The 1,289-nt window shown below is 53.0% G+C and carries 1 protein-coding gene; it reads left to right on the top strand.

Going from position 1 to position 1,289, the window contains the following annotated elements; all coding sequences use genetic code 11:
- Positions 1-149: 149 nt before the first annotated feature.
- Positions 150-1,289, top strand: a 1,140-nt coding sequence (locus CORTU0001_RS04865) for an IS481 family transposase (protein WP_005327891.1), incomplete at its 3' end; no start/stop codon positions are given.

The raw sequence follows: 1,289 nt of genomic DNA, 5'->3' as shown, positions 1-1,289 counted from the left end.
GACATCGTTCCGCATGTCTTATGAGATAGTTCCGGTCTAACCAGCACTAATGTCTCATTACATCGATCCGGTAGAAAACTCTGAAGTTAAATTTGCCCGGCCGCGACAAAAAGTGATGTCTCGAGACATCGATCCTCCATGCTTTAAAAATGGAGCAGAAATCAAAACCAAGCCCAAAAATCATCATCGAAACCATGCTTGCTACCGGCATGACTCAAGCCGAAGCAGCTGACCATTTCGGCGTCAGCACCAGATGGATCCGAACACTTCAAGCCCGCTACCGAGAAGGCGGAATCAACCGCCTAGAACCACGCTCTAAACGCCCGCGCACTAATCCCCGAGCGCTCAACCCCAGCACTGTCGACCGCATACTTAAACTGCGCCAGGACCTCACAGAACGCGGCACTAACGCCGGAGCCCATACAATTCGCTGGCACTTGCAGCAAGAGGGAATCGACCCACCACCAGCACCATCCACAATCCACCGAGTGCTCGCAAACAACGGTCACGTCATCGCCCAACCACAAAAGCGTCCTCGCAGCTCATGGATACGATTTCAAGCAGATCAACCCAACGAAACATGGCAAATGGACTACAGTGACTGGACCATCGCAGGTCACAAGCGAGTAGCTATCCTCACCATCTTGGACGACCATTCCCGGTTCATCATCTCCTGCTGTGCCTACAACAATGCCACCGTGGGAAACGTCATAGAAAGCTTCATTAATGCAGGCCAGACACACGGCTACCCCCAGTCCACCCTCACCGACAACGGCCGAGCATTCACAACCAGCACAGACCGGACAAACCCCGCGCGAAACGGATTCGAGCAACTGCTCATAGACCTAGGAATCAAGCAGAAAAACGGTAAACCCTACCACCCCCAANCACAAGGAAAAGTTGAACGCTTCCACTACACCCTTAAACTAGCCCTAGCAAGCAAAATACCAGCTCAAAGTCTCGATGAACTCAACTCTCAGCTAAAAGAAATCATCGAATACTACAACCACAAACGCCCCCATAGAGCCCTAAACAGAACCACCCCCGCAGAAGCCTACACAGCACTGCCCAAAGCTCTCCCAGCAGACATCAAACCAGACCACGACTACCGCCTACGCACTGACAAAGTAGGCACCAACGGCAAGACAACCCTGCGATGGGGTGGCAAACTACGCCGCCTCTACATCGGGCGCCGATGGGGCGGCGAACCAATCACCATGGTCTGCATCGACAACCGCGTAAGCATCAAAATAACCACCACTGGGGCACAAATCGCCGCCTACACACTC

This window comes from Corynebacterium tuberculostearicum SK141, from assembly GCF_000175635.1.
In the GTDB taxonomy this organism is placed as follows: Bacteria; Actinomycetota; Actinomycetes; order Mycobacteriales; family Mycobacteriaceae; genus Corynebacterium; species Corynebacterium tuberculostearicum_C.
The sequence above is the reverse complement of the archived record's forward strand: the minus strand, read 5'-3'. Positions and strand labels throughout refer to the sequence as shown.